This window comes from Corallococcus sp. BB11-1, from assembly GCF_026626625.1.
Classification (GTDB): Bacteria; Myxococcota; Myxococcia; order Myxococcales; family Myxococcaceae; genus Corallococcus; species Corallococcus soli.
Genome location: NZ_JAPNJY010000022.1, coordinates 304,852 through 330,922 on the forward strand (window position 1 = coordinate 304,852; position 26,071 = coordinate 330,922).

The window sequence follows — 26,071 nt, forward strand, 5'->3', positions numbered from 1 at the left end:
CAGGACATGACCCAACCATGACCCGGCGATGACGAAAGCCCCTGGCCCCTGCCCCATGACCCGGTGCGCCAGGGCGCGCCCCGGGCGTCCCCCATGCCCTGGCTCAAGCGATGAGCGCGCCCCAGAACAGCACCGCGAAGCCACCGAGCTCACCCGCGACGAGCGCGACCATGGAGGCGACCATCAACGCCGGGGGAAGCTCGGCGCGTCCGAGCTTGTGGGGGCGCGCGAACTGGTTGTCGGTGTCTCGCAGGAGGCCGTGGATGACGTAGGTCGAGAGCCCGAACGCGAAGAAGCCCACCTGCGCGACGACCGCGACGAGCTCCACGGTCGCATCCAGCGCGCTGAGGTGGACGAAGCGTTCGACGACCAGACAGGCGAAGGCATACATCAGCGCGGCCCGGTGCGCGATGTCGACATAGGCGGATGCCTGGGCCTTGGGGCTGCGAGCAATCTGGGCGTACTTCCAGACGCCGAACGACAGGCCGGCCAGGAAGAAGCCACCGGCCGCGAAGACGGCGATTTTCTGTGCGAGGTCCATGCGGGCGAGTGTGGCCGCCGCGCGTCCCCCGGAGCTTGTACGAACCGGCTACGCTGGGACGATGTTCCAGGCGCGCATCGACCTATGGGAGGACCGGGTGCTGACCATCGCGCGGCTGGGACGCGTGGCGGCACATGCTCACACGAGCTCGGCGCTGCTCGTGGGAATCGACGGTCGGTTCGGGTTCCGGGAGGCCCGGGCTGGCGCGCCGTGGCGGCCCGTGGAGCACCTCGTCGTCGCGCCCGGCTGCCTCCACGAGCTGGACTGCGGCGAGACCCTGATGGGCGTCCTCCTGCTGACGCCAGGGCTGGCCGACCACCGGCAGCTCTGCGAGCACGCGGAGCTGCCCTCCTTCGAGAACGTCCTCGTGCTGGGCTCCCCCCGGCGGCGGCGTGAGGCGCTGGGGGCCATCCTCGCGGGCGAGCTGCCGGTGGAGGAACTCGAGGCGTGGGTGGCGCGGCAGGTGGGGCCGCCTCCTGGGCGCTACGGAAGCGATGCCCGGGTGGAGGAGGCCGCGGCGTTGATCTCCCGTCAGCCCCGGGTGCCCTGGCGGCTCGACACGCTGGCCGCGCGCACGGGGGTCTCCCCTTCCCGGCTCCAGCACCTCTTCCAGGCCGAGCTGGGCGTCACGCCGCGCCAGCTGCGGACCTGGCAGCGCCTGCGCGACGTCAGCCGGCGGTTCGCGGCGGGCGAGAGCCTCACGCTGGCGGCACACGAGGCCGGGTTCGTGGACTCCGCGCACCTGAGCAAGGCCTTCCGGCAGAGCTTCGGGATCGCCCCCTCGCGGGTGCTGTCGGGCGGGACGCGGGTGTGCGTCCACGAGCCCCGGGAGCCCACGCCAGGGGCCGCCTGAGCGGAGCCCCACGCCCCGGAAGTTCCAGCCACTCCATTGCCAGACGCCCACGCTGGAAAAACACGGCTGGCGCAGTATGCGGAAATCGGCCGCACATTCTCCTCGTAGACTCCGGGGCACAACACGGCCGCATGACGGCGCGACATCGTGGAGGGTGGCGGGTGGCTGGGACGCAATGGCGGGTGCAGGTGCTGGGGCTGGCGCAGCTGTGGGGCCCCGAAGGCCAGCGGGTGAGGTTGGAGCGGCGCGCCGCGGCGCTGCTGGCGTGGCTGGGATTGCAGGGGCCTTCGTCCAAGCACTCCCTGGCGTCCCTCCTCTGGCCGGATTCGCCTCCCACCACGGCGCGCAACAACATGCGGCAGCTGCTGCGCCGCCTGCGGCTCGCCAGCGGTGGGGAGGCCCTGGTGGAGGGCGACACCGAACGGCTGGCATTGGTGGCGCCGTCGAACGTGGATGTGGCCAGCCTGAAGTCCACCACCGAGGTCCGGGCCTATGCCCAGGCCCTGGAGTCCGTCGGGGCCGAAGGCGGCGCGCTGCTGGCCGGCTTCGACTTCGATGACTGCCCGGAGCTCGCGCGCTGGCTGGACGGGGCCCGCGCGGGCGTCGAGGGCTGGGTGCGTGAGGCGCGCGAGGCGCGAATCGAGCACCTGACGTCCGGGGGGGACTGGAGCGCCGCGCTGGGGCTCGCGCAGGCGTGGGCGCGGCAGGAGCCCGAGTCCGAGCAGGCGGGACGTCACCTCATCCGCCTGCACTACCTGCAGGGAGACCGGGGCGCGGCGCTCGCGGCCTTCGAACAGCTGCGCGGCGTGCTCGAACGCGAGCTGGGCGTCACGCCCCTGCCGGAGACGCTCGCGCTGGTGCGGGAGGTGGAGAAGGGCACGCAGCGCCCCCGCCCCACCGCGAGCCCGCGCACGGCGCTGCCCCTGTCCGTCTTGCGCCCGCCGGTGCTCGTGGGCCGGGAGGCCGCGTGGCGGCAGCTGGAGGACGGCTGGGAGGCGGGCCAGATGCTGTTCATCTCCGGCGCCCCCGGCAGCGGCAAGACGCGGCTGGCGGAGGAGTTCGCGACCGCGAAGGGACGCTGGGGCCGCGTCGAGGGGCGGGAGGGAGACAGCGACGTGCCGTTCGCCTCGCAGGCGCGCGCCTTCCGCACGCAGCTGGCGCGCTGGCCGGACGTGAAGCTGCCGGACTGGGTGCGCACCGAGCTGTCGCGCATCCTGCCGGAGCTGGGGGAGACGCGGCTGCTGCCGCCGTTGGACTCCGAGACCGGGATGCTGCGCTTCTACGACGCGGGCGCGGTGGCGCTCTACCTGCTCCACGAGCACGACGACATCAGCATCGCGGACGACGTGCAGTACTGGGACGCGGCCAGCACCAAGTCCTTCTTCTTCGCGCTCCCCCGGATGTTCGAAGCCGCCTCCCGGGGCACCCAGCCCCTTCGCTTCATCGACTGCTACCGCCGGGGTGAGCTGCCCGCCCCGACGCGGGCCCACGTGGTGCGGCTGCTCGAGGCGGGGCTGGCGCGCGTCGTGGAGCTGGAGGCGCTGACGGGCGAGGGGGTGAAGCGCATGGTGGCGGCCATGGGGCTGCCCGGCGCGGAGGCGCACGCGGACAACCTGACGCGCTACACGGGCGGCAATCCCCTGTACGTGGTGGAGACCCTGAAGCACCTGCTGGAGACGGACTCGCTGCTCCGGGACTGGCCCCAGCGGCTGCCGCCTCCGGACCGGGTGGGGCCCCTCATCCAGTTGCGGCTGGAGCGGCTGTCCGCGCTGGCGCTCCAGTGCGCCCGGCTGGCGGCGCTGGCGGGCGCCTTCTTCCGCACGTCGCTCGTGCCCCGGGTGCTCCAGGTGACGGCGGCGGCCGCGCACGAAGCGCTCGTGGAGCTGGAGTCGGCGCAGATCTTGTTGGGAGAGCGCTTCAGCCACGACCTGGTGATGGAGGCCGTGCGGGCCGGGATGGTGCCCGGGGAGGAGCGGGCGCTGCACGGCCGGCTCGCCACGGCGCTGGAGGAGGACGCGGCCCCCGCCATCCTCCTGGCCCACCACTGGATTGAAGCGGGGCGCGTGGAGCGGGGACTGCCGCACCTGCTGGCGTCCGCGCACTCGGATGAACAGGTGCTGCCACCGGAGCAGGCGGCGGACCACTACGCCCGGGCCGCCGCCCTCATGGTGGCCACGGGCCAGCTGGAGGACGCCGTGCGGGCGCGGGCCGCCGAAGCGCGCTGCCGCCTCCAGGCCTCCGCCGCCGGCCCCCACGTCCCGCCGGCCTGGTCCTCCCGGGCTCCCGCCGGGAGGACGCGGTAGCCGTCAGCCCTGGGCCAGCAGCGTGTCCAGGCGCTCGCGGTAGCCCCGGCTGAGCTTCAGCGTGGTGCGATCCCTCAGGATGACCTGGTACTCCCCGTGGAGCAGCGGGCGGAGCTCCTGCACGCGCTGGAGGTTGATGAGGGTGGAGCGGTGGATGCGGACGAACCGCTCCGGATCCAACCGGGCCTCCAGGTCCCTCAAGGGCTGGCGCACCAGGTAGCTCCGGGCGCCCGCGTGCACCTGGACGTAGTTGTCCTCCGCCGCCATCCAGTCCACGTCCTCCACGCAGAGCAACGTCACCCGGCCCACCTCCCGGATGACCAGCCGCTCCAGGTAGCGCGGGGCGCGGTGGGGGCCGGGCAGCGTCTCCACCATGCCCGCGAGCTGCCGCACCAGGTGCTGGATGCGCCCCCGGCGCACGTGCTCCTTCGCCCGGTCCAGCACCTGGACGAAGCGCTCCGGCACCAGGGGCTTGAGGACGTAGTCCAGCGCGCGCGCCTCGAACGCCTGGAGCGCGTGCTCCTGCCTGGCGGTCATGAAGACGACGGCGCCCGCGCACGTGCTCCCTGCCTCGCGGAGCACCTGGAAGCCATCCAGGTCCTCCAGGGACACATCCAGGAAGAGGATGTCCACGGGCTCGCGCCGCAGGGCCTCCACGGCCCGGCCCCCGCCTTCGTGGACGCCCGCGACGACCAGCTCGGCGTCCGCGTCCAGCACCGCCCCCACGAGCCGCCGGCTCTCCGGCTCACCATCCACCACCATGACGCGCATGGGCGCGGACCCGTACAACTCCTCTCGAACGACCATCGTCCCCCAGCCTCTCTTCAATGCCTGACGGCCCGGCCGCCGCCCTGCGGTCAATGTCCTGTTCACGGATGCAATGGGCCGCTTCGTCACACGCATGGAGCCACTGGCGGCACGGCGATGGTCCATGTCTGTCAATCCCGGTAGTCCTCACGGCGCTCCGGTCCACCGGGGTGGCGGACGCACCGCGGGAGGCGCGGTCCGGCCGTCCAACGCTTCCCATTCGCTGTCTGGAGTCACCATGCTGCGTCGATTCGTGTCCTACGCCGTCCCGGCTGCCTCGCTGATGCTTGGAGGCTGCGGCCCCGAAACCCTTGAGCCGTCCACGGCGCCCGCTGAAGCGCCAGGCACCGTCCAGCAGGGGCTGAGCACCATCACCATCAACGACTTCCCGCTGGGCTTCTACGTCCCGCCGAAGACGGGCGGGGACGAGGACTTCGCCGGCAACGGGCCGAAGATGGACATCGACTTCGAGATGGAGGTGCGCAACGGCAATGAGCTGTGGGTCGCCATGCGCATCTGGGGTCACGAGGTGGGCGGGACCACCAAGGTGCACGGTGATCAGTTCTACCACATCGCCACCACCACGAGCCCCATCGTGAGCATCTCGCCGACGCCCTGGCCGTTCAGCCAGTACTCCGCGAATGGACCGGAGTTCCACTTCGAATACACGGACATGGGGCACTCGCTGGACGCCTGGTTCTTCCCGCAGCTCACCTCGAACACGCGCATCGTGCAGAACCTCACCTGCGTGGGCGACACGAGCGGTGACGAGGCGGGGAGTCGGACGGGGTGTTCGGCGGTTCTGCATGACCTGACGATCACCTTCTGACGTCAGGCGTGACGGGGGCGTGACGGGCGGCATCCGGACCCTCCCGGGCCCGGATGCCGCAGTTCAGGTGGTGGACTGGAAGGCCGGCGGTTAGGTTGCGCGCCATGTACTTCCAGACCTTTTCCCAGATGAAGAAGATGCTCGGGCAGCTCAACGCGTGGCTGGAGACGGCCGCGAGCCACGCCAAGGCGAAGTCCTTCGACCCGAACGTCTACCTCGGGTTGCGGCTGGCGCCCGACCAGCTCCCCTTCTCCCGGCAGGTGCAGATCGCCTGTGACTCCGCGAAGCTCGGGGCGTCACGGCTGACCGGCAAGGAGGCCCCCACCCACCCCGACACGGAGCAGACCCTGGAGCAGCTGGTGGCCCGCGTCCGGTCGGTGATTGCCTACCTGGACGGCTTCACCGCCAGGGACTTCGAAGGGGCCGCCGAGCGCGTCATCACCCAGCCCCGCTGGGAGGGCAAGGTGATGAGCGGCGCGGACTTCCTGCTGGAGTACGCGGTCCCCAACTTCTTCTTCCACACCACCCACGTGTACGCGCTGCTGCGCCACAACGGCGTCAGCCTGGGCAAGGCGGACTACCTGGGGACGCTCAGCATGCGCGCCCCCTGAGACCTCCAACGCGGCGGACGGCTACTGGAAGCTCACCTTGCCGTCCCGCTGGTAGCAGACGTGCGGCGCGCCATCCGTGGGGCGGATGGCCACGCTCGGGCGCGTGGCGTCATCCACCGTCCCCAGCTGGGTATACGTCCAGAACCCCTGCGCGTCCGGCGTGGTGAGCTCCATCGCCGTCCCGTTGCGCAGGACGGCGACCGGCTTGCCCCCACCGTAGGCCAGGTCGGAGGCATTGTACTTGTAGGAGACCGGTGAGGAGCTCACGGTGCTGGCCGACAGGGGCGTGCCCACCGTGACGTCATCGATGGCGGCCCGCTCTCCTTCAAGGATGCCGCTGACCATCACGAGCAGGTGCGGGCCCTGCCCCCAGACGAGCGAGTTCCAGGTGTTGGTGAAGCCGGCGCCCGTATCCCTCACCTTGAAGGAGTCCACGGCCGAGCCGCGGATGACCCGCAGGTGGTTGGACGGGACGGTGGTCCCCACCTGGTTCGTCATGACGTACAGCGCGCCGGTCGCGTCGAAGACCGGGTCTCCCGTGAGGAAGGCATTGGGGACACCCAGCGACAAGCTGCCCCAGGTGTTGGCTCCCGTCCGGGTCGCGATCCGGAGGGTCCCGACGGAGTTGGCGGTGACGAGGGTCGGTTGCTGTCCCTGCGCGGGGTTGAGCGCGAGGCCCAGGCGGGTCACCGGCGTGGCGTCCACCGCCTCGCGAATCCAGGCGCCATTGACGCGCGCGGCATAGCCGACGCGGAACGTGGCGGCCGTGAGAGGACCGGTGCTCTTGAGATAGCCGACATGCGGCGTGCCCGTCGCCGCGTCGAGCGCCAGCACGGGCTTCGTGATGAACATGCCCCCGGTGTTGAAGCCGGGACCGTCAATCTGCTCCCTCGTCCACGTCGTGCCGTCCCAGCTCGCGTACCAGAGGGTGTTGTGGGTGTCGTTCGTGTAGACGACGTGCCCCTTGCCCGCGTCGTCGAACGCGAGCTCGCAGACGCTGCCCGTGACGTCCGGCCCCGGGTCGATGACCGCGCTGGTGGCGAGCGGAGCGGCCACCACGCTGAAGTGGAAGGCCCCCTGCGCCGTCTTCCCGGACTCCGTCTCCACGGAGACGGACAGGGACGCCGTTCCCGCCGGGGGCAGCGTCCAGGTGACCTGATCCACGTCGGACGCGAGGACCCCGGCGTCGGTGCTCCAGCGCACCGACTTGAAGGCCTCTCCCGAGGCGACGATGCGGAAGCGCTCCGGCGTCCCCTCCACGTAGGGGCCCGCGCCCCCCTCCCGCTCGATGAGCAGCGCCACGTCTCCGGGCCTGTGAGAGGAGATGACCTCGACGGGCCGGGGCTCGGGGGCGCAGGCGGCGAACAACGACAGACCACTCCACATCAACACGCCGGGGAACAACCGCGTCTTCAGCATCGCTCGACATCCTTTTCGGGGGGACTGCATTCACAGCCCCCCGTCAACGGACGGGCATTCCAGAAGGTCTAGGGAATCGACGCTCGGGCGCTCAGCCAGGGACGGGCATGCGCACGCCCACGAGCTTCCGGTCCGCCAGCACCGAGTGCAGCTCTTTTATCCGCCCGCTCGCGTCCAGCTCCACGCGGAGGACCGTGCGCACGGCGAGCAGCGGGTCCTTCGCCGCGTCGAACACCGCGACCACCGCGGGCAGCCCGTTGAGCATCCGCGACTCCACCGCCAGGGGCGCGCCCCGCAGCTCCAGCAGCCGGCGGAAGAAGAGAAGCACCCGCTGCGCGCCGACCACCGGCACGAGCGCGGCCCGCATCTGGCCGCCACCGTCCGACAGCGCCCGGACGTCCGAGGCCAGCAGCGACTCCGCCGCCGCGACGTCCCCCGTCAGCAGCGCGCCCAGGAAGCCCTCCAGCGCGGCCCGTGAGCGCTCCCGCAGGTCCCGCGTGGGCACGCAGCGCTCCTTGTCGTACGCGTCCATCGCCGCCCGCGCGCGGTGGTGCACCACCTTCACGTTCGCCTCGCTCATGCGCAGGGCCTCCGCCACCTCGCGCACCGAGTAGTCGAAGACGTCGCGCAACAGCAGCACCGCCCGCTGCCTGGGCGACAGCGCCTCCAGCGCCAGCAGGAAGGCGAAGGACACGCTCTCCAGCAATTCGTAGCGTCCCTCCGTCGAGCCGCCTCCCGGGAGCCTCGCCTCCACCGACGGCGGCGCTTCCTCGTCCCCCGTCTCCAAGGGCGAGGGCAACCAGGGGCCCACGTAGCCCTCCCGGCGGCGGCGGCGCAGCAGGTCCCTGGCCAGGTTCACCGCCACCCGCGTGAGCCACGGGCGCAGCGTGTCCAGCCGCTCCGGCGGGTTCGCGAGGGCGCGCGCATGGACCTCCTGCACCAGGTCGTCCGCGTCCGCCGCCACGCCCGTCATCCGGTAGCAGAGCCCCCAGAGGAAGGACTCATGCTCGCGGGCTGCTTCCGCCAGCGCCGCTCGCGCCCGGGCGTCCATCCCGCTACGCCCCCACCGCGCGGCGCCGTGGCGCCACCGTGCCTTGCAGCAGGGCGCGCTCCACCGCCTCGGCGCTCGCCAGGGCCGCGTCCGCGAGCATCCCCTCCCCGCCCACCCAGTCCCCCACCCGGTACAGCCCGCCCAGGTGCGGCACCTCCACGGTGGGGCGCCCCGCCAGGCCGCCCTTCGCCGCCAGGGGCAGGCCTTCGCTGACGGTGAGCGCGGGACGGAAGCGCCGCGCCACCACCCGGGCGCGCCAGCCGGGCTGGAGCGCGTCCATGACCGCTTCCAGCTCCGCCTCCTTCGGCGCCGCGTCCGAACCGCCCAGGTACTTCGCCACGTGAATCATCGCGCCTCCCTCCGGCGCCAGCCTCGCGGAGGCCGAGTGCACCGACGCGTACCATGGCCCGTCCACCCCGAGCGCGAACAGGGCGTCCGGCCTGGGCAGCCCCGACAGCCCCAGCTCCAGCGTCGCCGCCTTCACCGGCACCGCCTCCTGTGCGTCCCGCGCGAGCGCCGCGTCCCCGGGCACCAGCGCCGCCACCTCCGCCGGGCCCCCCGCCACCACCACCGCGTCCACGGCGCGCACCGTGCCGTCCGCGAGCCGCACGCCCTCCACCCGGCCGCCTCCCTCCCGGAGGACGACGGCCGCCACGCGCGTGGACAGCTCCAGCCGGGCTCCAGCCTCGCGGGCCTGGAGCGCCACCGCCTCCACCAGGGTGCTCCACCCGCCGTCCACGTACAGCACGTTGGCGGCGGTCGCGGCCTGGACCTGCCTCACCGCCGCCTGCGCGCTGAGCGCCGTGAGGTCCGCGCAGTACGTGGCCACCCGCACCAGGGCCGCGAGCAGCGCCCGGCTGTCCTCCCGGGCGAGGCGGGTGTCCAGCCACTCGCGCGTGGACAGGGAGCCCAGCACGTCCGTGTCGATGCGGCCAAGCCCCGCCAGCAGCCGCGCCACCTCCAGCTTCCCCGCCAGGGACAGCACGTCCGTCGTCATGAGCGACACCGGCCCCCGGGGCAGCGTGTGCAGCCGGCCCGCGCGCAGCGCATAACCGCCGGTCTGCGCCGGGATGTCGCCCTGGGGCTTCACCCCCAGCCGCCCCAGCACGCGCAGGGCCGCGCCCGCCCGGTACAGCGCATGCGGGCCCAGGTTGAAGCGGAAGCCCTCCACCTCCGACGTCTGGGCCCGCCCGCCCAGGTGCTTCGAGCGCTCGAACAGCGTCACGTCACAGCCACCGCGCGCCAGCAGCGCCGCGGCCGTGAGGCCGCCCAGTCCACCGCCCACCACCGCCACCTTCATCGCCTGCATGCCCGTCCTCCATTCGCGTGCCCGGGAAGCTCCAGGGTCTCAACGGGCACCACGACGGAGGGCAGCGAAAGGTTACAGCCCCCGGGCACGGAGCCTCAGCTCCCGACCCCCGCGGCGCGGATGCAGTCGCTGTGCATCACCAGGGACAGCGCCCACGGGGGGAAGACTCGCAGGTAGGCGTCGTAGTGGATGGCGCAGGAGCGGTTGAACACACCCGCCATGGGCTCGGGGGGCCACCGCCCATCCGCGCCCTGCCTCGCGCGGAGCCAGGCCCCGCCCCGCTGCGCCGCCACCGAGTCCCCGTTTCCGGTGGCGACCAGCGTCATCAAGGCCCAGGACGTCGTCACCGCGTGCCCCGTGGGGCCGTCCACCCAGCGGCGTTCACGACAGCTCTGGACGGTCTCGCTCCAGGAGCCATCCTCGCGCTGGTGGGCCTGGAGGAACGCCGCGGCCCGGCGCAGCACCGGGTCTCCGGGCTTCATGCCACCGGCCACCAGCCCCGTCACCGCGAACCAGGTGCCATAGCTGAAGCACACGCCCCAGGAGCCCTCCCAGCTCCCGTCCGCGCGCTGCGCGCGGCGCAGGAAGTCCAGGCCCCGCGCGATGGGCCGCCCCACCCGCGCCTCCGGATGGGCCCTGCTCCATGCCAGCAGCGCCTGCACGCAGGCCGACGTGCACTCCACGAAGCTTGCGTCCACCATGATGTCGGCGAACACGTCCGAGGGATTGAAGCGCTCCAGCCAGCGCGGCCCCCGCTGTCTTTCGTAGGTGGCCCACCCGCCGTCACGGTTCTGCAGCGAGAGGATGAACCCCACCGCCTGCGCCAGCCGCGCGTGGGGGACGCGGTTGAGCCCGAGCGGCTCCAACAACAGACACGCCTTCACGGCCTCCGCGGTGCAGTCGCTGATGGGCCAGCCATGGGCGCGCGTGCTGAAGGGCCACCCGCCCCGGCTCGGATGCCGGTGGTTGCGCGCGGCGCACGGCGAGTCCTCCAGCACCTGCTCCGCCTCCAGGAAGCGGCCCGCGCGCGCCAGCGTGTCCCGAGCACCGTCCACCTGCCCCGAGGCCACCAGCGACTGCACCGCGAAGGCGGTGTCCCAGAGCTGGGAGGAGTTGTAGCCGTTGAGCTTCACCCCGTCAGGGCAGTGCTGGAGGTAGTCCGGCAGGCGCTCCAGGTGCGCCCGCACCTCCGGCCCCTCCGGCCGGGCCAGGTGCCACACCACGGCGTTGAGCACCTTGTTGATGGGCCCGATGCAGAGGTGATGCGTGGCCTCGTCCTCCCCGCGAATCAACTCCAGGCACTCGTCCAGCGCGCGGGCGCGCAGCCGCTTCGAGTGGAGCCGCTCGTGGAGGCCGAGCACGCGGTTCACGGCGCGCAGCCACACGCTCCGGGGCGTGTAGGCATCCGAGGGCGCCACCCGGGTGCGCGCGGCCTCCCAGTCCACCTCCGCGTAGGGCATGGGATACAGCTCGCGCCGCAGCTCGGCCAGCAGGGGCGTCTCCGCCGCGCGGGCCCGGCGCCCGTAGAGCCAGCCCATGGGCAGGTACACCATGCGGCAATGGCACCACAGCCGCGACGGATGGAACGGCAGCGCTCGCGGCAACAGCCACGCTTCGGGAGGAAGGGGCGCAAGCCCGTCGTAGGCGTAGAGCCCCAGCAGGGCGAGGATGAACTTCCCCCAGGAGCCGCTGCCCAGGGCGCCCCCCCGGGGCAGGAACCACGCCCGCGCGCGGAGCAGGTCCCCGTCGTGGGCGGCGACGCCCAGCAGCCGCAGCGCCACGTAGTTGAGCACCGTCGTGAAGACGAGGCTGGGCGACTCCTCGTCCAGCCCCCAGCCCCCGTCCGCGTTCTGGTGGGCGCGCAGGTGGGCGAGCATCCCGTCCCGGACGCGCGCCTCCGGGGCCCGCCCCATCACATACAGCCCGGCCACGTACATGGGGCTCAGGAAGAGCGGCCCCCCGTAGTCGCCCTTCCAGGAGCCATCCACCTCCTGCGTCCGGCGGAGCACGTCGCGGGCCCGCGCCATCACGTCATCACCTCCACCGGCTCGGGGGAGGACATGCGCGAACACTGCGCGTAGAGCGCCCGCAGCGCCTCATCCGACGCCACGCGCTCCTGCGTGAGCAGCATCACCCGGAGCACCGACTCCCGGCCCATCTTCACCGGCTCGGGGTCGAACACCGCGGGGTTGCCCTCCAGCGTGTTGAGCGTCTCCACCGCGAAGAAGAGCGGATAGAGACAGAACAGCCGCAGCCCCGGCTCTCCGGCTGGCAGCGCCAGGGCGTATTCCAGCGCGACCTCCAGCTCCCCTCGCGCCACCCGCACCAGCTCCCCCATCAGCGCGACCGCCCGCGCGCGGTGGCCCGGCAGCGCGAGCGTCCCAGGCTCCAGCCCGTGCGCCGCCATGCGGTCCCTGGGCAGCCAGCAACTGCCCCGGTCCAGGTCCTCGCGCACGTCCTTCAGGATGTTGGTGAGCTGCAACGCGCGGCCAAAGGCAAGCGCCCGTGGGGCGAGCGCGTCCTGGCGCGCGGCGACCCGCGGCGAGGAGGCGATGAAGAGGCCGGTCAGCATCTCCCCCACCACCCCCGCGACGTAATAACAATACATGAACGTCGCCTGGAGGTCGGGCAGGCCCTCGACACGGCCGCCGCCCCCGTATCGCCGTTGGATGTATTTCATTCCGCCCGTCATCGTGCGCACGCACCGCGCGACGTGGGGATGGACCCAGGAGGGGAGCGAGGCCAGGGTCTCCAGCACCGTGGGCGTCCCCGCCAGCAGCTCCGCCTCCGCGACGGGGGCCTCCTCGCGCAGGGCAAGCTCCGCCCCGCGAGCGAAGGCGCGGGCGCGGGCCTCCCAGTCCGGCCCCAGCTCCACCAGGACCGCCAGCTCGTCCAGCAATCCCTGCTGGAGCGCCCCGGGGGCCTCGTCCTCCAGCGTGTCCGCGATGCGGCACAGCAGGTAGGCCACCGTCACGGCCAGGTCCAGGGGCTCGGGCAGCAGTGGGATGTTCAACGCGAACGTCCGGGAGACCCGGGGCAGCTGCGTACGGCAGAACGCCTCTCCTGAAACAGCCATGCTCGCCTCCTCTGTATGCGGCGTGACACTTCAATGACTAGCTCTCAATGACAGACGGATGGCTCCATGACCGGTGGGGGGCAAGCGTGGACGAAGTCGACGTGGTGATTGCCGGTGGCGGGCCCGCGGGATGCGCGGTGGCGGCGGCGCTCGCCGAACTGGGGCTGGCCGTGCTGCTGGTGGACGCGGGCGTGGACCGCCACAAGCAGCTCGCGGGCGAGCTGCTCCACCCCACCGGGGTGCGGGACCTGCACGCCCTGGGCTTCGGGGACGTCGTGGACGCCTGGGTGTCCCAGCCGGTGCGCGGCTTCGCGGTGCGCTTCCATGCCCCTGCCCGCACCCTCCTCCTGCCCTACGGTCGGGGTGTCACCGGGCTGTCGCTCGAACACGCCACCCTCACCGTCCCCCTCCTGGAGTCGGTGGGCCGGCGGCACAACGTCACCGTGTACTCGCGGGCCCGCGTGACGGCCGTGGACCACAACGATGCGCGGGGCGTCCGGCTGCGCTTCTGCTACCAGGGCGTCGAGCACACGGTCCACACCCGCCTGCTCGTGGCCGCGGACGGACGCGCGTCGCCCGTGCGGCGGATGCTGGGCATCGCCGAACACCACCAGCGCCTCTCCACCATGCTGGGCGTCACCGTGGACAGCGCCTGCCTGCCCCACCCCGAACATGGCCACCAGTTCGTGGGCGGCCCCGTGCACGCGCTGGCCTATGCCATCCAGCCCGGCGTGGCGCGGGTGATGGTGGACCTTCCATTGGGCAGCACCGCCCAGACGCTGAAGGCGCGGCCGGAGCTGCTGCTCGCCCTGCCCCGGAGGCTGGGGGCGGAGGTCCAACAGGCGCTGGAGCAGCGCCCCGCGCCGCGCATGGCCTCCAATGACGACTGGCTGGCGGAGACCGTCTGGGCGGGGAGCGCCGTGCTCGTGGGCGACGCCGCCGCGTGCTGCCATCCGCTCACCGCCAGCGGCATGGCGTCCTGCTTCCACGACGCGCGCGCCCTCCAGGAGGCCCTGCACCGCCACCCGGGCCACATCGCGCGGGCGCTCGAGCGCTACGCGAACGAGCGGCGGCCCGCGCAGCGCACCCGCGTCGCGCTCGCGTCCGCGCTCTACAGCGCCTTCGCCGGACAGGACGAAGGCATGCGGGCGCTGCGCATGGGCCTGCTGCACTACTGGGAGCACAGCCCGCGCGGCGCGCGCGCCTCCATGGCCCTGCTCTCCTCCGAGGAGCCGCGCATGCGGGTGATGGCGCGCGAGTACCTGCGCGTCGTCGGGCACGCCTTCATCGCGATGTTCTCGCCGCTGGGCCGGGGCCGCCGGCTGCGCTCCGCCGGGCCCCTGCTGCGCTCGGCGGGCCCGCCCCTGCGGGGCACCCTGGCCAGCGCGATGGAGCAGATGGGGAGCTGGCTGCATCGTCGCGTCCGCCGTCCCGTCTACAGGCTGGCCCGGGCCGGCTGGGCCTCCCCCAGGCGCGCCTTCGCATCCAACCGGTAGCCCCGGCCGCGCCAGTCCACCTGGCGCGACAGCCGCGCGGACAGCGCCACCCCCGCCGCCAGCAGCGGCAGCACGGCCGGAACCCAGAGGTGCCGGGGCGCGACGCGCGGCCCGTGGCAGGCCCGCTGGAGCGCGAGCTGGCTCCACACGGAGAAGCCAATGGGCAGCGCCGCCACCGCCGCGCGGCCCCAGGCCCTCCGCGCCACCGCCCCCAGCAGGCCCCCCCACGCGACCCAGCCCACCACCCCGCGCACCCAGTTGGGCCGCCTGAAGTCCCAGGGCAGGCCGGACTCCGAGAAGAGCATCCACCGCCGGAAGATGCGCAGGAACGCGCGCAGCCCCAGTTGGCCCGTGACGATGCGCAGGGGCGCGTGGATGACGCGGTTCTTCCACCCGGCCTCGTGCAGCCGGCGCCCCAGGTACATGTCGTCCACGAACTGGCCGGCGGCGGACTCCACGCCCCCGATGGCCGCGAGCGCCTCCCGGCGGAAGACCATCAACTGCCCCATGATGAAGGGCAGCGCGCCGTCCGCTCGCGCCGTGCGCGCCACCGACGCGCCGTACCACGCGTTCACCAGCAGCCCGTAGCCCACGTCCCCCGCCAGGGGCGCGTCCGCCGCCGCGTAGACGGGCGCGAACGTGGCGCCCGTCCGGGCATCCTCCAGCAGCGCCCCCACCAGCGCCGTGAGCCCCCCGGGCGCGGGCCGCGTGTCCGAATCGTTGAAGGCCAGCAGCGTGCACCTGGCGTGCGCCACCCCCAGCCGCATGGCGTTGATCTTGCCCGTCAGGCCGGGCGGAGGCTCGCCCGCCACGAGCAGCGCCACCCGCTTCGCGCGCGTCGGGTGCGTGCGCAGCTCCTCCCGCGTGAGGGCGAACGCCGGGTCGTCCTCGCTGTCGAAGACGAAGAGGGCCTCCCACTCCCCGGGGTAGTCCAGGTCGAGCAGCGCGCGCACGTTCCACCGCGCCTCCACGTCCAGGCCCCGGATGGGGCGGATGACCGTCACCGACGGCGGCTCGAACGGCTTCGGGGCCGGCGATGGGCGCCGCCGCAGGCCGGCCATCAACGCCAGGTGCCCGTGGACCAGCAGGCCCAGCCCCGCCGCCCCCGCCGCCACCCACGCGCCGTCGCGCCAGCTCATGGCACCACCTCCCGCTGCTTCATCCGCGCCCGCGCGCGGCCGGAGTGGCCCGGCCCCCACCAGTTCAGGTCCCCCATCAGGCGCATCATCGAAGGCACGATGAGCACCCGGACCAGCGTGGCATCCAGCGCCACCGCGATGGCCATGCCCAGCCCCATCGCCTTCACCACCACCACCGACGCCAGCGAGAAGGCCGCGAACACCGCCACCATGATGGCCGCCGCGCTGGTGATGAGCCCGCCGGTCCGCTCCAGCCCCTCGGCCACCGCGTGGGTGTTGTCCCCCGTGCGCAGCCACTCCTCGCGGATGCGGCTGAGCAGCAGCACCTCGTAGTCCATGGACAGGCCGAACAGGGCGCAGAACAACAGGATGGGCAGCGACGGTTCGATGGGCCCCGGCTCGAAGCGCAGCAGCCCTTGCAGGTGCCCCTCCTGGAAGATCCACACCAGCGCCCCGAACGAGCCCGCCAGCGACAGCAGGTTCATCAGGAGCGCCTTGAGCGGCAGCAGCACGGAGCGCAGGAGCACGAAGAGCACCACGCACGTCATCCCCATCACGAAGCCCACCGCCGCGGGCGTGTGCTGCTTCACGAAGGCCGCCGCGTCCACGTCCGTGGCCGTCTGTCCGCCCACCACGAAGCGCCCGTCCCCCACGGAGCGCTCCTCGCGCAGCGTCCGCACCAGCTCCCGCGCCTCGCGGCTGCTGGGCGCGAAGGACGTCAGCACCTGCAACACCGCCACGTTCCCGGTGAGGTACGCGGCGCGCGCGGCCTGGAGCTCCGCCGGCAGGGCCTGGGGGGGCGCGCCCGCCATCCGCTGCACGGTGGCCCGGTCCATGCCCGGCCCCAGGTCCACCGCGCTCTCCACGCCCACCACGCCCGGCAGGGAGGCGAACCTCCGGCTGGCATCAAAGAGGGCGCCCGCGCGCTCCGGCGTGAGGGGATTGCCCGAGGGGAACTCCACCGCCACCAGCACCCGCGTGGCGGCCTCGCGCGGGAACAACCGGGCCAGCGTCTGGGCGCCCTGGCGCGCTTCGGTGCCCCGCGGCAGCGCCGTGATGTCCGTGGCCGCCAGCTCCAGCCGCCGGAACGGCAGCCCCATGGCGAGCAGCAGCGTCAGGGTGGGCAGCAGCACCCACCAGGGATGCCGCATCACCCAGGTGGCCAGGGCGTGCCAGAGGCCGCCGCGCCGCTCGACGCGGGCGAAGGGCAGCCGTCCCCTGTTCACCCTCGGCCCCAGCCAGGAGAGCAGCGCGGGCAGCACGGTGAGCGCGAAGAGCACCGCGAAGGCCACCACCAGCGCGCCCCCCAGCCCCATGGCGCTCAGGTACGAGCCGCGAAAGAAGAGCAGCCCCCCCAGCCCCACCGTGACGGCGAGCCCGGAGAACGCCACCGCGCGGCCCGCGGTGTCCAGGGTGCGCTCCAGGGCCTGCTGCGTCGTCAGGCCGTCCGCCAGTTCGGAGCGGAAGCGGCTCACGATGAAGAGCGAGTAGTCGATGGCCACGCCCAGCCCGATGAGCGACACCACGTTGAGCGTGTACTGGGCCATGTTCGTGTACCGCGACAGCAGCAGCACGCCCGCCACGCCGCAGAGCACCGCCAGCCCGCCCACCACCAGCGGCAGCATGGCCGCCACCACGGTGCGGAACACCCACAGCAACACCAGCAGCGCCAGCGGGAAGGAGAGCAGCTCCGCGCGGAGCAGGTCGTGCTCCAGCAGCGTGTTCAGCGCATGCAGGAAGGCCACCTTGCCGGTGAGCGTCGTCTCAAGGCGCGGGTCCTCCAGCGCGGCGCGCACGGTGGGGAACGCGGCCGTCGCCTCACGCTCACCGCCCTTCAGTCGCACCAGCGCCAGCAGGTCGTGCCCCGTCGCCGCCACGAAGCGGGCCCGGAAGGCCTCCGGCGCTCCCACGGGAGACACCACCGCTTCGACCTCCGGCAGCCGGGCCACGCGCTCCAGCACCGACGCCACCGCCTGGGAGAAGCGCGGGTCGTCCGCCGTCCAGGCGTCGTGGTGGAAGATGACCGCCAGCGTCTGGTCGTTCGACCCCGCGGCGGCGCCCCGCGCCAGCGCCTCCGCCCGCGAGGACTCGATGCCCTCGATGGTGCCCGTCGTCAGGTGGCCGCCCTGGAGCAGCCCCCACACGGCCAGCGCCAGGAGCACCGCGCCGCCCACCAGCACCCGCCTCCAGTGCCGGTACACCCCCCGGGCCAGCCGGGTGAACAGGGACGGTGAGGCGCGGGTCGGTTCGCTCATGGCGCGGGGACTTCCTGGCAGGACGCGAGGATCTCCCGCGCGGTCTCCACCTTGACGCTGCCGCGCTCCACCAGGAGCCGCGCCACCTTCTCCACGTCCAGGCCCCGCGCGCCCGCCGTCACCGCGACGCACCGCGCGTGCAGCGCCATGTGCCCCTTCTGGATGCCCACCGAACCCAGCGCGCGCACCGCCGCGAAGTTCTGCGCCAGCCCCACCGACGCGAACACCATGGCCAATTCGCGCACGGTGGAGACGCGCAGCAGCTTGAGCCCCAGCTGCGCGCCGGGGTGCACCTTGATGGGCCCGCCCACCATGCCCAGCGCCAGCGGCAGCTCGATGCGCCCCACCAGGTGCCCCTGCTCCAGCGTCCAGCGCGACAGCGGCCCGTAGCGGCCCGTGCGGCACGCATAGGCGTGCGCGCCCGCCTCGATGGCCCGCCAGTCCTGCCCCGTGGCGATGGCCACCGCGTCAATCCCATTCATCACGCCCTTGTTGTGCGTGGCCGCGCGGTAGGGGTCCGCTTCGGCGAAGCGGCTGGCCTGGAGGATGCCTTCGGCGATGTCCTCGCCCGGCAGGTCGAAGTCCGCCAGCGCGGCCAGCGGGATGCGGCACGACGCGCGCGCCAGCCGCTGGTCGGCCAGGTTGGACAGGATGCGCACGAAGACGCGGCCCCCGGTGAGCTGTTCGATGAACGGCGCCACCCCCTCCGCCATGGTGTTGAGCAGGTTGGCGCCCATGGCCTCCTGGGTGTCCACCAGCAGGTGGACAATAAAGAGCGGCTCGCCCTGCGGTCCCTCCGGCGCGGGCAGGACGCGCACCTGCACGTCGCGCGCGCCGCCGCCCCGCCGCTGGAGCGCCGGGTGGATGCTGTTCGCCAGGGCCAGCAGCGGCTCCCGGTTCGCCAGCAGCCGTTCGCGCGCGAGCTCCGGCGAGCCGTAGCGGGTCAGCTGCACCTGGGCGATCATCATCGACGCGTCCGCGTCCGCGCTGAAGCCGCCCGCGTGGCGCACCACCTTCGCCGCGTAGGACACCGCGGCCACCACCGACGGCTCCTCCACCGCCATGGGCACCAGGTGGTCGCGCCCGTTGACGGTGAGGTTCAGGCCCAGCCCCAGCGGCAGGGCGAACACCCCCACCGCGTTCTCGATCATCTGGTTGACGACGTCGAACGACGGCGCGCCGAGCGCCCGCAGCACGTGCAGCTCCTCGGCGGAGACGTCCCCGCGCCGGGCCAGCTCCCGCCAGCGCTCGTCCACGCCCAGGCGGTGGAAGCCCGGCAGGCGTGAGGACGGCAGGTCCGGTGGAACCGCCGGCAATCCATCGTCCATCCCATCCGCCATGTGATGCCCCCCGCCCCTGGACCCGTGACGCCCCAGGGAACTGGTGACGGCCAGGGGCCCCGGGCAGGGGGACCGGGGCAGTTCATCCTTCAGGGCGGTCCAGGACCGGACGGCACGGCCCGCGGTTGTGGACCGCTGGCCTTTGCGGAGGCAGCCGCCCCTCCCTCCGGTGCGAGAGGCCACCTTCCGGGAGGCGCGCCCTTCAGCGGGGGACGTCCTTCGCCAGGGGAGGCCCAGGCTCGCTTGGACCGCGCGCCGCATTGTTCCTCCGGCCACGTCGAACGTTGACTTGTCAGCATGCGCGGACGGAGAGGGGCCAGGGGAGCAGCGGTCCGCAGGGGGGCACGGCTTGCGCGCGTCCTCCCCGGGTCCCGTCCGGTGGAGGTGTGTTAACGCTCCGGACATGAGCCACGGCACCGACTCCCGCGCGCCTCAGGGAAGCTCCCGCGTGGACGCCTCCCCGTCTGCGTCACGCGATGACACCGCGGAGGTGCTCGGCGGCGGCGGGCAGATGGGCGCCCTCATGCGCGCGAAGGACTGGTCCGCGACGGCGCTCGGGCCCGTGAGCGCGTGGCCCCAGTCGCTGCGCACGACGGTGAGCACCTGCTTGAACAGCCGCTCCCCCATCCTGGTGTGGTGGGGCGCGGACATGGTGATGCTCTACAACGACGCGTACGCGTCCATCCTCGGCAACAAGCACCCGCGCTCGGTGGGGCAGCGCGGCCAGGAGTGCTGGCCGGAGATCTGGAACATCATCGGCCCCATGCTCGAAGGGGTGCTCGCCCGGGGCGAGGCGACCTGGTCGGAGGACCAGTTCCTGCTCGTCGACCGGCACGGCTTCACCGAGGAGAGCTACTTCACCTTCTCCTACAGCCCCATCCGCGACGAGAGCGGCGGCGTGGGCGGCATCTTCACCGTCGTCCTGGAGACCACGGCCCAGGTCCTGAACGCGCGCCGCATCACCCTGCTGCAGAAGATGACGGCCCGCACGACGGGCACCCAGAGCGTCGCGGACGCCTGCGCCAGGGCGCTGGAGGCCCTGTCGGAGGACCCCTGGGACATCCCCTTCGCCGCGCTCTACCTGCTGGATGCGCAGGGGAGCGGCGCCCACCTGGCGGCCCACACCCACCCCGACGCGAGCGGCCCGGCCTGGCCCCCCCGGGTGGAGCTGGGCGCGGCCCCGTGGCCCTTCACCCCGGTCGTGGACGCGGGCCGTCCGGAGCAGGTGGACGGGCTGGAGGAGCGCTTCGGCGCCCTGCCCTCACGCGAGGGCCTGCCCATTGCCACCTCCGCGCTCGTGATGCCGGTGGTCCGGCCGGGCGACGTGAAGCCCGCGGGGCTCTTCGTGGTGGGCCTCGCCCCCCTGCTCGGACGCGATCCGAAGTACCGCGAGTTCCTGGAGCTGGTGACCGGCAACCTCGCCGCCTCGCTCGCCAGCGCCCGGGCGTACGAGGAGGAGACAAAGCGCGCGGAGGCGCTGGCGGAGCTGGACCGCGCGAAGACGACCTTCTTCAGCAACGTCAGCCACGAGTTCCGCACGCCCCTCACCCTCATGCTGGGGCCCATCGAGGACGGGCTCGCGGACGCCGCCGCGCCCCTGCCACCGCCGCAGCGCGAGCGTCAGGAGCTGGTGCGCCGCAACGGCCTGCGGCTCCAGAAGCTCGTCAACACCCTGCTCGACTTCGCCCGCATCGAAGCGGGCCGCACCCAGGCCTCCTTCGCCCCCACGGACCTGTCCGCGCTGACCCGGGACCTGGCCAGCAGCTTCGATTCGGCGATGACGGCCGCGGGCCTCCGGCTGGTGGTGGACTGTCCGCCCCTGCCCGAGGCCGTCCACGTCGACCCGACGATGTGGGAGAAGGTTGTCCTCAACCTCGTCTCCAACGCCTTCAAGTTCACCTTCGAGGGGGAGATAAGCGTCGCGCTCCGGTGGGAGGACACGCGCGTGGACCTCCGCGTCCAGGACACCGGCGTGGGCATCCCGGAGGCGGAGCTGCCCCGCATCTTCGACCGCTTCCACCGCGTGGAGGGCGCCCGGGGCCGCAGCCACGAAGGGACGGGCATCGGGCTGGCCCTGGTGCGGGAGCTGGTGAAGCTCCAGGGCGGCACCGTGAGCGTGCGAAGCCGTCCCGGCGAGGGAGCCACCTTCACGGTGAGCCTGCCCACGGGCTGCGCGCACCTGCCCGAAGGGCGCGCGGGCGGGGACGGGACGCACGTCGCCGCGAGCCGCGAGGCCGAGGCGTTCCTCGCGGAGCTGTCCCAGTGGGACACGGCCGGGGCTCCCGCCGCGACGCCGGCCCCCGCCTGGACGCCCTCCGCCTCCGTCCAGGCGAAGACCCGCATCCTGGTGGCGGACGACAACGCCGACATGCGCCACTACCTCACGCGCCTGCTGGCGCCGCACTGGAGCGTGGAGACGGCGACCCACGGCCTCCAGGCGCTCGCCGCGGCCCGGGCGAACCCGCCCGACCTCATCCTCTCCGACGTGATGATGCCCGGGATGAACGGCATGGAGCTGATCCAGGCCCTGCGCCAGGACGAGCGCACCCGGACCATCCCGCTGGTGCTCCTCTCCGCCCGCGCGGGGGAGGAGGCCACCATCGAGGGCCTGCGCAGCGGCGCGGACGAGTACCTGGTCAAGCCCTTCTCCTCCAACGAGCTGCTCGCGCGCGTCAACGCGCAGCTCACCGTGTCCCGGCTGCGGCAGGAGGCCCTGCGCGCGGAGCGCATGCACGCGCAGGAGACCGCCCGCCTGCTGGAGGCGTCCCGGCGGGCCACCCGCGCCCGCGAGGAGACGCTCGCCGTCGTCAGCCACGACCTGCGCTCCCCGCTCACCGCCATCGGCACGTCGGCGGAGCTGCTCCAGCGGGCCCTGGGCAACGACGAGCGGGAGACGCGGCTGCGCAAGCACACCGACGCCATCCGGCGCTCGGTGGGCCGCATGAACCTGCTCATCGCGGACCTGCTCGACCTGGCGAGCATCGACGCGGGCACGCTCTCCATCGACGTGCACCCCCAGACGGTGGAGGAGCTCGTCCGGGAGACGCGGGAGCTCTTCGCGCCCCAGGCGGCCGACAAGGGCCTGCGCTTCACCGTGGACATGGCGCCGGGGCTCGTCCTGCGGTGCGACAAGGAGCGCATCCTCCAGACGCTCGGCAACCTGCTCTCCAACGCCATCAAGTTCACGCCGCACGGCGGCAGCGTGGGCCTGCGGGTGGAGACGCAGGCCGGGAGCCGGGACGTGCGCTTCGGCGTGGCGGACACCGGCCCGGGCGTCGCGCCAGGGGTGCAATCCCATATCTTCGACCGCTACTGGCACGCGGCCCAGAAGCAGCGGGAGGGCCACGGCCTGGGCCTCTCCATCGCGAAGGGCATCGTGGAGGGCCACGGGGGGCGCATCTGGGTGGAGAGCGAGGAGGGCCGGGGCAGCACCTTCTGGTTCTCCCTTCCTGCCGAACCGGAGCGGCGGGCGGTGTCGCCCGCGGCGTGGCCCGAGCGGCACCAGCCCTCCCCGGCCCCGTCGCGACGGGGGCAGGACGAGTCCTTCATCCAGGGAGGCGGAGAGATGGGCGGCCTCATGCGCGCCTTCGACTGGTCCACGAACTCGCTGGGCCCGCTGGAAGGCTGGCCCCAGTCGCTGCGCACCTCCGTCAGCACCATGCTGCGCTCGCCCTACCCCATCATCCTCTTCTGGGGTCCGGAGCTGCGCATGCTCTACAACGACCCGTTCCGCCCCATCCTGGGCGCGAAGCACCCGGGGACGGTGGGCGCCCGGGGGCACGAAGCGCTCGCCGAGGAGTGGGCCCAGCTGGGCCCCCTGATGAAGCGCGTCCACGAAACGGGCGAGCCCCTCTTCATCCAGGACGGGAACGTCAACTTCGCGCGCCGGCCGGGCGGCCTGCGCGAGGAGTCCTACTTCACCTGGTCCTACAACCCGACCATCGGTGAGTCGGGGGAGATCGCGGGCCTCTTCGCCATCGCGAGCGAGACGACGCGGCAGGTGGTGGGGGACCGCCGGCTCGCCATCCTCCGGGAGCTGTCCATCCGGACGGCGCTCGACAAGAAGGTGGAGGCCATCTTCCGCTCGCTGGAGGACGTGCTCACGAACGCGGGCCACGACCTGCCCTTCGCGCTCCTCTACGTCGTCAAGGATGACACGGCCCGCCTGGTGAGCTGCGCGGGCCTCGCCCGGGGCGTGCCCGCCGCGCCCCTGGAGTCGCGCCTGGACGACGCGCGGGCCTGGCCGCTCGCCAGCGTCGCGCGTTCGCGGCAGGAGGCCCTGGTGGAGGACCTGGCCCGCCGCTTCGGGCCCCTCACCGGCGGGCCCTGGCCGGAGCCCACGACGCGCGCCCTCGTCCTGCCGGTGCCCATGGGCGCGGACGCCGACACCACCGGCGTGCTGGTGGCGGGCCTGAGCCCCCTGCGGGCGCTGGACGACGAGTACCGCGGCTTCCTGCAGCTGCTGGCGCGGCAGCTGGCCGCCAGCATCACCAGCGCGCGGTCCTATGAGCAGGAGAAGCAGCGCGCGGAGGAGCTGGCGCAGTTGGACCAGGCGAAGACCGCGTTCTTCAGCAACGTGAGCCACGAGTTCAGGACGCCGCTCACGCTCATCCTCGGCCCCGTCGAGGACGCGCTGGCCAAGGCGACGAAGTCGCTGGACGGAGAGCCGCTGGACCTGGTGCGCCGCAATGCCTTGCGGCTCTACAAGCTGGTCAACACCCTGCTCGACTTCTCCCGCATGGAGGCGGGGCGCGCCCAGGCCCGCTACCTGCCCACGGACCTGGCGGCCTTCACCACGAGCCTCGCGAGCGCCTTCCAGTCCGCGGTGGAGAGCGCGGGCCTCCGGCTGGTGGTGGACTGCCCGCCCCTGCCCGAGCCCCTCTACGTCGATCCGGAGATGTGGGAGAAGGTTGTCCTCAACCTGCTGTCCAACGCGGTGAAGTACACCCACCAGGGGGAGATCCGCGTGCGGCTCCAGTGGGAGGGTACGCAGGCGGTCCTCACCGTCCAGGACACCGGGGTGGGCATCCCACGGGAGGAGCTGCCGCGCATCTTCGAGCGCTTCTACCGCGTCCGCGCCACCCAGGGCCGCAGCCACGAAGGGACGGGCATCGGGCTCGCGCTGGTGCAGGAGCTGGTGAAGCTGCACGGGGGCACCGTCTTGGTGGCGAGCACGCTCGGGGAGGGCACCACCTTCACCGTGCGGCTGCCGAAGGGCTTCGCCCACCTGCCCGCGGAGCGCGTCGAGCGGGAGGCCCCCCGCCGCGTGGCCGCCACCGGCGCCGAGCCCTTCGTCGAGGAGGCCCGGCGCTGGTCGTCGGAGACCGCGGGGATGGGCACGTCGGACATCCTGGAGTCACGGGGCCCGGCGCTGGAGGTGCCCCCGGAGCTGGCGCGGTCCCGCATCCTGCTGGTGGACGACAACGCCGACCTGCGCGCCTACGTCGCCGGGCTGCTGCGGCAGGGCTTCCCCGACATCGACACCGCCACGGACGGGCTGGAGGCGCTGGAGCGGATCCGCGTCCGGCCGCCGGACCTCATCCTCTCCGACGTGATGATGCCGAGGATGGATGGCTTCGGCCTGGTGCGCGCCCTGCGCGCCGATGAGCGCACGCGCGCCATCCCCATCATCCTGCTCTCCGCGCGGGCGGGCGACGAGGCCACGGTGGAGGGCCTGCGCACCGGGGCGGATGACTACCTGGTGAAGCCCTTCTCCTCGCGCGAGCTGCTGGTGCGGGTGCGCACCCAGTTGGACATGGCCCGCGTGCGCCGCAAGGTGGTGCGCGACGAGTTCGAGAAGGAGTCGCTGCGCGAGTCCGTGCGCGTGCGCGACGAGTTCCTCCGGCTCGTCAGCCACGAGCTGCGCACGCCCGTGAGCGCCCTGTCCCTCAACGTCCAGGGCCTCACCCGCGAAGCCCACGACCAGGCGTCGCCGGCCGTCCTGCGGGACAAGGCCCGCACGACACAGAAGCAGGTCCAGCGCCTCACGCGCCTGGTGGAGCAGCTGCTGGACGTGTCGGAGTTCGTCACGGGTCCACTGGCGCTGGAGAAGCAGGACGTGGACCTGGCGGAGCTGACGGCCACCGTCGTGGAGCAGTCCCGGGAGAAGGCCGCCCGCGCGGGCTGCGCCCTGACCTTGAAGGCCCCCGCGCCGGTGGTGGGCCACTACGATCGCGAGCGGCTGCACCAGCTCATCGACAGCCTGCTCGACAACGCCCTCAAGTTCGGAGCGGGCAGGCCGGTGGTGGTGAGCGTGGAGCGGGCGGCGGAGCACGCCACCATCACCGTCCAGGACCACGGCGAGGGCATCGGGCCGGAGGACCAGGAGCGCATCTTCGGGCGCTTCGAGCGCGCCGCTCCCGTGAACCACCACGGCGGCTTCGGGCTGGGCCTGTGGATTGCCCGCCACGTCGCGGAGGCCCACGCCGGGAGCATCCGCCTGCTCCCCACGCAGGGTGGAGGCGCCACCTTCACGGTGGCGCTCCCGCTGGACGCGACGTGAGGCCCCGCGCCGCCCGGTGACATCGCCAATCCCTGCTCAGCGTGTGGTGACCGGCATCACGCCCTGGCTGTAGTTGTCACACAGGGCCAGGTATTCGTCGCTGTCCATGGCGAGCGCGGCGACGCGCTGCTTCTTCACCTTGGGCTTCGCCAGGGTCGTCTTCACCTGCACCAGCTTCAGGATGGGGATGCCCATGTAGCTCTGGTCGACGTAGACGTTCTCCTTCATCTCGTCCCAGGCGATGAGCACGCCGTCCGCGAAGCGGATGCCATCCCGGCCGATGAACAGCGCGGGCGTGTCCAGCCGGGTGAGGCACCGCACGCAGGTGATGAGCATCCAGCCCGCGCCCGCCGTGATGACAGCGAAGAAGGCCATCGCGCCCGTCTCCCCCAGCGAGCGGTACGTGAGGGCCCCGAAGAAGGCGAGCGCCAGCGACCAGAGGAGCGCGCCCGCGATGAGCTTGAGGCGCGAGTAGTAGACGGCGTGCGGCTGTTCAGCCTGCTTCTTCGACTGGGGGTTTCGGTAGATTTCCATGAGGTG

17 protein-coding genes are annotated in these 26,071 nt (G+C 72.8%); 6 read left to right on the forward strand and 11 right to left on the reverse strand.

Annotated features, from left to right (window positions below):
• Positions 1-103: 103 nt before the first annotated feature.
• Positions 104-541 carry a hypothetical protein gene (locus OV207_RS17935; RefSeq protein WP_267556384.1) on the reverse strand — a complete coding sequence of 146 codons (438 nt, stop codon included), beginning with the start codon at positions 539-541 and terminating at the stop codon, positions 104-106.
• Here OV207_RS17935 and OV207_RS17940 point away from each other — a divergent pair.
• Positions 540-1,394, forward strand: a complete 855-nt coding sequence (locus OV207_RS17940; protein ID WP_267556385.1) for a helix-turn-helix transcriptional regulator — start codon at positions 540-542, stop codon at positions 1,392-1,394. The two genes, OV207_RS17935 and OV207_RS17940, sit on opposite strands and share 2 nt — an antisense overlap.
• A 161-nt stretch (positions 1,395-1,555) precedes the next feature.
• Positions 1,556-3,697, forward strand: coding sequence for a BTAD domain-containing putative transcriptional regulator (locus OV207_RS17945; RefSeq protein WP_267556386.1), 2,142 nt, complete (start codon positions 1,556-1,558; stop codon positions 3,695-3,697).
• A 3-nt stretch (positions 3,698-3,700) separates the two neighbouring features.
• On the opposite strand, the gene OV207_RS17950 is transcribed toward OV207_RS17945, so the two are convergent.
• Positions 3,701-4,504, reverse strand: a complete 804-nt coding sequence (locus OV207_RS17950) for a LytR/AlgR family response regulator transcription factor (protein ID WP_193347628.1) — start codon at positions 4,502-4,504, stop codon at positions 3,701-3,703.
• Between the two features lie 238 nt (positions 4,505-4,742).
• Here OV207_RS17950 and OV207_RS17955 point away from each other — a divergent pair, with 238 nt between their 5' ends.
• Both OV207_RS17955 and OV207_RS17960 read left to right on the forward strand, forming a co-directional pair.
• A complete protein-coding gene (locus tag OV207_RS17955) occupies positions 4,743-5,333 on the forward strand; it encodes a hypothetical protein (protein WP_267556387.1) in 591 nt (196 codons plus the stop codon).
• A 104-nt stretch (positions 5,334-5,437) separates the two neighbouring features.
• Positions 5,438-5,944 (forward strand): DUF1993 domain-containing protein, encoded by a 507-nt coding sequence (locus tag OV207_RS17960; protein ID WP_193347626.1) that lies wholly within the window; start codon positions 5,438-5,440, stop codon positions 5,942-5,944.
• A gap of 21 nt (positions 5,945-5,965) precedes the next feature.
• Here the strand turns inward: OV207_RS17960 and OV207_RS17965 are convergent, their stop codons facing one another.
• The 5 genes from OV207_RS17965 to OV207_RS17985 form a co-directional block, all read right to left on the reverse strand.
• Entirely contained in the window at positions 5,966-7,363 is a 1,398-nt protein-coding gene (locus OV207_RS17965; protein ID WP_267556388.1) for a hypothetical protein, read from the reverse strand.
• Positions 7,364-7,454: 91 nt separating this feature from the next.
• The gene (locus OV207_RS17970) at positions 7,455-8,414 is read right to left on the reverse strand and encodes a sigma-70 family RNA polymerase sigma factor (protein WP_267556389.1); all 960 of its coding nucleotides are present in this window, start codon (positions 8,412-8,414) and stop codon (positions 7,455-7,457) included.
• A 4-nt stretch (positions 8,415-8,418) separates the two neighbouring features.
• Entirely contained in the window at positions 8,419-9,723 is a 1,305-nt protein-coding gene (locus OV207_RS17975; protein ID WP_267556390.1) for a phytoene desaturase family protein, read from the reverse strand.
• A gap of 95 nt (positions 9,724-9,818) precedes the next feature.
• Positions 9,819-11,750, reverse strand: coding sequence for a 2,3-oxidosqualene cyclase (locus OV207_RS17980; protein WP_267556472.1), 1,932 nt, complete (start codon positions 11,748-11,750; stop codon positions 9,819-9,821).
• Positions 11,750-12,799, reverse strand: a complete 1,050-nt coding sequence (locus OV207_RS17985; RefSeq protein ID WP_193347622.1) for a phytoene/squalene synthase family protein — start codon at positions 12,797-12,799, stop codon at positions 11,750-11,752. The genes OV207_RS17980 and OV207_RS17985 overlap by 1 nt, the downstream gene beginning before the upstream one ends.
• Before the next feature lie 86 nt (positions 12,800-12,885).
• Here OV207_RS17985 and OV207_RS17990 point away from each other — a divergent pair, with 86 nt between their 5' ends.
• Positions 12,886-14,295: an FAD-dependent oxidoreductase gene (locus OV207_RS17990; protein WP_193347621.1), complete on the forward strand. Its 1,410-nt coding sequence runs from the start codon at positions 12,886-12,888 to the stop codon at positions 14,293-14,295.
• On the opposite strand, the gene OV207_RS17995 is transcribed toward OV207_RS17990, so the two are convergent.
• From OV207_RS17995 to OV207_RS18005, 3 genes are read right to left on the reverse strand one after another with little or no spacing between them, the layout of a single operon-like run.
• The gene (locus tag OV207_RS17995) at positions 14,235-15,434 is read right to left on the reverse strand and encodes a glycosyltransferase (protein ID WP_267556391.1); all 1,200 of its coding nucleotides are present in this window, start codon (positions 15,432-15,434) and stop codon (positions 14,235-14,237) included. The genes OV207_RS17990 and OV207_RS17995 overlap by 61 nt on opposite strands.
• Positions 15,431-17,689, reverse strand: coding sequence for an MMPL family transporter (locus tag OV207_RS18000; protein WP_267556392.1), 2,259 nt, complete (start codon positions 17,687-17,689; stop codon positions 15,431-15,433). The genes OV207_RS17995 and OV207_RS18000 overlap by 4 nt, the downstream gene beginning before the upstream one ends.
• A complete protein-coding gene (locus tag OV207_RS18005) occupies positions 17,686-19,017 on the reverse strand; it encodes a hydroxymethylglutaryl-CoA reductase, degradative (RefSeq protein ID WP_227026987.1) in 1,332 nt (443 codons plus the stop codon). The genes OV207_RS18000 and OV207_RS18005 overlap by 4 nt, the downstream gene beginning before the upstream one ends.
• Before the next feature lie 460 nt (positions 19,018-19,477).
• On the opposite strand from OV207_RS18005, the gene OV207_RS18010 reads away from it, so the two are divergent.
• Positions 19,478-25,531, forward strand: coding sequence for an ATP-binding protein (locus OV207_RS18010; RefSeq protein WP_420715233.1), 6,054 nt, complete (start codon positions 19,478-19,480; stop codon positions 25,529-25,531).
• A gap of 36 nt (positions 25,532-25,567) precedes the next feature.
• On the opposite strand, the gene OV207_RS18015 is transcribed toward OV207_RS18010, so the two are convergent.
• Positions 25,568-26,065, reverse strand: a complete 498-nt coding sequence (locus OV207_RS18015) for a hypothetical protein (RefSeq protein ID WP_267556393.1) — start codon at positions 26,063-26,065, stop codon at positions 25,568-25,570.
• Between the last annotated feature and the right edge of the window lie 6 nt (positions 26,066-26,071).

Excerpts from the sequence above, each read along its gene's own strand:
- OV207_RS17940 (WP_267556385.1), top strand. The coding sequence starts at position 540 with ATGCGGGCGAGTGTGGCCGCCGCGCGTCCCCCGGAGCTTGTACGAACC.
- OV207_RS17935 (WP_267556384.1), bottom strand. The coding sequence starts at position 541 with ATGGACCTCGCACAGAAAATCGCCGTCTTCGCGGCCGGTGGCTTCTTC.
- OV207_RS17950 (WP_193347628.1), bottom strand. The coding sequence starts at position 4,504 with ATGGTCGTTCGAGAGGAGTTGTACGGGTCCGCGCCCATGCGCGTCATG.
- OV207_RS17955 (WP_267556387.1), top strand. The coding sequence starts at position 4,743 with ATGCTGCGTCGATTCGTGTCCTACGCCGTCCCGGCTGCCTCGCTGATG.
- OV207_RS17960 (WP_193347626.1), top strand. The coding sequence starts at position 5,438 with ATGTACTTCCAGACCTTTTCCCAGATGAAGAAGATGCTCGGGCAGCTC.
- OV207_RS17965 (WP_267556388.1), bottom strand. The coding sequence starts at position 7,363 with ATGCTGAAGACGCGGTTGTTCCCCGGCGTGTTGATGTGGAGTGGTCTG.
- OV207_RS17970 (WP_267556389.1), bottom strand. The coding sequence starts at position 8,414 with ATGGACGCCCGGGCGCGAGCGGCGCTGGCGGAAGCAGCCCGCGAGCAT.
- OV207_RS17975 (WP_267556390.1), bottom strand. The coding sequence starts at position 9,723 with ATGCAGGCGATGAAGGTGGCGGTGGTGGGCGGTGGACTGGGCGGCCTC.
- OV207_RS17980 (WP_267556472.1), bottom strand. The coding sequence starts at position 11,750 with ATGGCGCGGGCCCGCGACGTGCTCCGCCGGACGCAGGAGGTGGATGGC.
- OV207_RS17985 (WP_193347622.1), bottom strand. The coding sequence starts at position 12,799 with ATGGCTGTTTCAGGAGAGGCGTTCTGCCGTACGCAGCTGCCCCGGGTC.
- OV207_RS17995 (WP_267556391.1), bottom strand. The coding sequence starts at position 15,434 with ATGAGCTGGCGCGACGGCGCGTGGGTGGCGGCGGGGGCGGCGGGGCTG.
- OV207_RS18000 (WP_267556392.1), bottom strand. The coding sequence starts at position 17,689 with ATGAGCGAACCGACCCGCGCCTCACCGTCCCTGTTCACCCGGCTGGCC.
- OV207_RS18005 (WP_227026987.1), bottom strand. The coding sequence starts at position 19,017 with ATGGACGATGGATTGCCGGCGGTTCCACCGGACCTGCCGTCCTCACGC.
- OV207_RS18015 (WP_267556393.1), bottom strand. The coding sequence starts at position 26,065 with ATGGAAATCTACCGAAACCCCCAGTCGAAGAAGCAGGCTGAACAGCCG.